Origin of the sequence: Aeromonas sp. HMWF015, assembly GCF_963878965.1 — a bacterium.
Classification (GTDB): Bacteria; Pseudomonadota; Gammaproteobacteria; order Enterobacterales; family Aeromonadaceae; genus Aeromonas; species Aeromonas veronii.
Window position 1 is genome coordinate 1 of sequence record NZ_CAWNZT010000171.1, and the last position, 4745, is coordinate 4745.

Annotated in this window: 1 protein-coding gene; it reads left to right on the forward strand. The window is 55.0% G+C overall.

What is annotated here, in order from left to right; translation table 11 throughout:
• Nucleotides 1-4745, forward strand: a 4745-nt coding sequence (locus AACS18_RS08810; RefSeq protein ID WP_258228893.1) for an LPD5 domain-containing protein, incomplete at both ends; no start/stop codon positions are given.

A 4745-nucleotide genomic window follows, 5' to 3' on the forward strand; every position in this document is an offset into this window, starting at 1 on the left:
ACATGGTCTATGTCGTCGATCAAGTAGACCCCAAAACAGGCCAGTTTGATGAGCATAAAGCCATGCTGGGGTTTGCCGATGAGCAGTCCGCTCGGGAAGGCTATCTGGCTAACTATGAACCGGGGTGGCAAGGGCTTGGGGCGATCAAGGCTATGCCGGTTGAGGAGTTTAAAGACTGGCTGAGCAAGGGTGATACGACAAAGCCTGCAGTGGTTGAGAAGGGACACACCCAAGACAAGATCCATGACTTTGGTGAGAAGATTGGGGGCGCCCGTAAAGATACCTGGGCGGCGTACCGGGACACCTTGGAAGGAGAAAGCGCCGAACAGATAAAGGCGTTGCCCTTATCCAAAGCCTGGCCGGCGCCAGATTATGACAAGTTGGTGGCATCAGGAGTGGATCCCCACGCAGTTGCTCTTGCCCGGGCTGCCCGTGACGCGATCCCCGCTAAGCCTCGAGTCAGTTACAAAGTAAGCCATTGGGCTCAAGCCGTGAAATCCCTGCGGGATCTGTCCGTGGGCCTGATGGACGGTTCTATTGACGCCAATGCGGCTAAACGGGTGATGTCTAATGCGGGCTTGCGCAGTGCCCATACCATTCACAACCGGGCTGAACTCTATCTGGCTGTCGGCCATCAACGTAGCTTGGCCGATCTGGAGCTTAGCCTTGGTAGCTACAGCCTGTTTGAGGGGGTTAAGCATGATCCTCCCATCGGCATCTGGACCATCAGCAGACAGAGCAAATCCACTAACTTTGGTCATTGGCCACGCACGATCGCATCAGGCTCAAGCAAGGCGGAGGTGCTTGCAAAGTTCAAGAGTCGATACGACGAATTGACCCAAGAGGTGAGTAAGCCTAAGGCTATCTCGTTCGACATTTACAGCCGCGGCAATCGGCAAGGTTGGGTAATTGGCAAGAAAGTCGGTCGTAATCACATTGACCTCACAGAGGTGTTCGACAACGTCAGCGACGCACGCAAGTACCGAGTTGATCATTACGATGAGCTGGTCAGCAAGCTGGAGAAAGCCAAAGAGATCCCCCGTGAGCGCCGTGATATCAACCTGCCAAGGGTGGGTGAAGACATGCGAGGAGGGGAAGATGTTACCCCTGAACTGTTTGGGAAGGCGTTTGGCTTTCGTGGCGTCGAGTTTGGAAACTGGGTCGAGCAAGATCGGCGACAGCGTGACTTGAACAACGCCTACGATGCGCTGATGGATATGGCTGCTGTGCTTGGCATTTCACCTAAGTCGCTATCGCTAAATGGTGAGCTGGGACTGGCGTTTGGTGCGAGGGGCTCAGGGGGGGTTAACCCGGCAGCGGCTCACTATGAACCGGGTAAGGTGGTCATCAACCTGACCAAGATGAATGGCGCCGGGTCGCTTGGCCACGAGTGGTGGCATGCTCTTGATGGTTACTTCGCCAGAACCGGGGGAGAGACAGGGACCGTGATGATGACGGAGGCCCGGGTGGTCGATCTCGCCGCCAGGGGAAGCCCGTACATCCATCGTGGCTCTGTTCGAAAGGAAATGATCGAGGCATTCGGGGCGGTCAATCGTGCAATCAAGCAAACGGCACTGAAGGAACGTTCGAAGAAGCTGGATAACAAACGCAGTAAAGCGTACTGGACCACAGACCCTGAACTCAGTGCCAGGGCGTTCGAGTCGTACTTGATTGCCAAGCTGCAAGACCAGGGCGCCAGTAACGACTATCTGGCCAACATCGTCAGTGAATCGGCCTGGGATGCTGAGGCTGCGCTGGGTATCCAACTTGAGGGTAGCTATCCGTACCCCACTGCAGGAGAGATCCCGGCAATCAGGGCGGGATTTGATCAGTTTTTTGACACCATTGAGGAGCGTGAGGAAGGGGATAAGCGGGTTCTCTTCTCCAAGCATGCCATTGCTGATGGGGATAAGCCTGCCAAGCACCTGACCCGTAAAGAAGCCGAGCTGGTTACACAGGCGTGGTTCAAGCAGTACAAGGGGACCAGCGTAATCGATGTGCAGATCCACGCCACCCAGGCTGAGCTGGAGAAAGCGCTGGGTCTGCAGCCCAAAGATGGCCTGATACGCCGTGCCGCGTTTGATGAAGACTCCGAGACCCTGCATGTGGCCGCGGACACCATTGCCAGCCCTAAACGGATGAGAGAGATCCTGCGTCACGAGGTGTTGGCACATTATGGCCTGGCCAAGGTGCTTGGCTCTGGCGATTACACCAAGCTGATCAGTCGGCTGCTCAAATCAAAACAAGAGCCCAGTATGAAGGCGGTGTGGGACTGGGTAGAGACACATTATGCCGATGAAGATCTTGGTACTCAGGCAGAAGAGGTCATTGCACACCTGGCTGAGCTTGAGCCCAGCGCATGGCGTAGGGGCTGGGATGCGGTAGTGGCTTGGGTAACCAGAGCACTGCGTGCGGTGGGCTTTATACCCGACGGGATCACCCCAGCTGAAATTCGGACTCTGATTGAGGCGCTGGCCAGCAAGATGAAACGCCCTGGTCGGCAGGACATTGGTCAGGACGGAACGAAATTCAGCCAAGAGACGAGCTCTGGTAATGGGAGATTTACTCCTGACAAAACAGAGGCTGATAACTATCGGCAGCAGTTGGCAAAAGCAATGAGCTCACTTCGATCAGGTGATATTGCGATTGAGGTTGGTTCAACACCCGCAGTTCTCATGGCTGTCGGAGCCCCAAACCTAACAATGAGGGTGAGTCGGGATACGGTGCGCAAGGCGATAAACGGGGTGAAGCACGACGTAGATACAGCGACGGTAGAAGCCTTACCTGAATTATTAAGTGACCCACTGGCAATATTTGATTCGAAAACCCATCCAGGCGAATCACTCGTAGTGTTGCTGGATGCAAAAGACCAATCTGGCCGCTCAGTAGTAACCGCCATTCAATTAGGCGTTAGTGCAGGTAAGTATCTTGAAGTAAACAGAATTGCCAGTATTCATGGACGCCCTGACGAACAGGTTGGCCGATGGGTAACGGATGGCGTGGCAAAGTACATAAAGAAAAACCACCCTAGCTCTTTACTCACCGGGCTGCAATTGCCCTTAGGTTCAAGCATGGATGGTTCAGTCCCGAATGTACTGAGCGAGGACGATATTGTCAAACCAGGCCTGAAATTCAGCCAAACTCATTCCGCCGCGGACAAGGCGATGGAAAAGCTCAATCTGGGCCCCAGGCCCGACATCATCGACAAGACCAAGGCCAATCTGGACAAGCTGCGCAAGGTTGATCGGGGCGTTGTCGAGTCATGGCTAGATCGCTTTATCAAGAAGGCCAACACCGAATTACTCGATGCGCTGGCCCCTATCAAGTACGCAGAAGATTCCGCCGGCATAACGGATGCCGCTGATTCCGGCTATGTGGCGGCCAGAATGGCAACCGGGGCAGCCTCAACCATGCAGGCCACCATGCTCTATGGTCTGCCAGAGTGGAAGGATGGGGTGATCCAGCGAAAGGCTGGTACTGGTGAAAAAGATGCCCTGTTGGGCATTTTTTCTGACCTTGGAAAAGATCTTCACAACTGGTTGGGCTGGATGGCTGGCCACCGGGCAGAAATCCTTATGGCACAAGGGCGAGAAAACCTGCTCGATGCCAACGACATAGCTGCGCTCAAGGCCCTGGGTAACGGGAAAGAGGCCAAATTCCAGGATGCCAAAGCTCGCTGGAACCGTCTCAACGCAGCCACCTTGGATTTGGCGCAGGAGGCCGGGCTCTTCTCCAAGGAGGCTCGTGCAGAGTTCGAGAGCGAATGGTACATCCCGTTTTTCCGTGAAACCGAGGATGGCGATGTGCTGGCTCCATTCAAACAGAGGGGGATTGCCAACCAGAACGCCGGGATTAAGAAACTCAAAGGCGGTGAAGCCAATACGAATGACCTGCTCGAGAACATCTTTGCCTCCACCTCCAAGTTGATTGACGCCTCGATGAAGAACATGGCGGCTCAGAAGACCATTTGGAACTTGGCTGATACGGGCATTATTGAGGTAGTCGCCAAGCCAAACTTGATGGACTGGCGGGCCCTCAAGAACGGTAAGAATCTCATTACCGTGAAGTTGGAAGGGGAGGATTACATGATCCGTGTGGAGGACCCTGACCTCTATCGCGCCATGACATTCTTCGACCGCCAGCCCTTCGGGTCGATGGTCAATATGGCCTCCAAGGCCAAGCGCTTGTTGACGACCGGGGTGACGGCCTCGCCGGAGTTCATGCTGCGCAACTTCCTGCGGGACTCTCTCTCCGGCTGGGTGATCAGCAAGGATGGCTTCAAGCCGGTGATTGACTCGATCAGAGGGGTGAGAAAAACCCTGGCAGTTGATGGCAGCACAATCGATGTGATGTTCAGCGGTGCCAGTTTCCTTGGGGGCTACGTCAATGGCAACGCGCCTTCTGCCATGGCCGATGCTGTGCGCAAGTCGCTGCGCCGTAAGGGCATGACCCCAGAACAGATCACCCGCTACGAAAAATCCATCATCCGCAACGCAGCTCAGGCGAAAGGTGTCATTGCTGACGCCTGGGATAAGTACAGCCGTATTGGCGAGGCCCTGGAGAACGCAAACCGTGAGGCGGTCTATGAGGCCGCAATCAAAGCTGGCAAGGGACACGCACAAGCAGCCTTTGAATCAAAAGACCTGATGGACTTCTCAATGATGGGGGCCGCTCGGTTTATCCAGGCGGCATCAATGGTCTTGCCGTTCTTTAACGCACGCCTGCAGGGGCTGGGAAAGTTGACC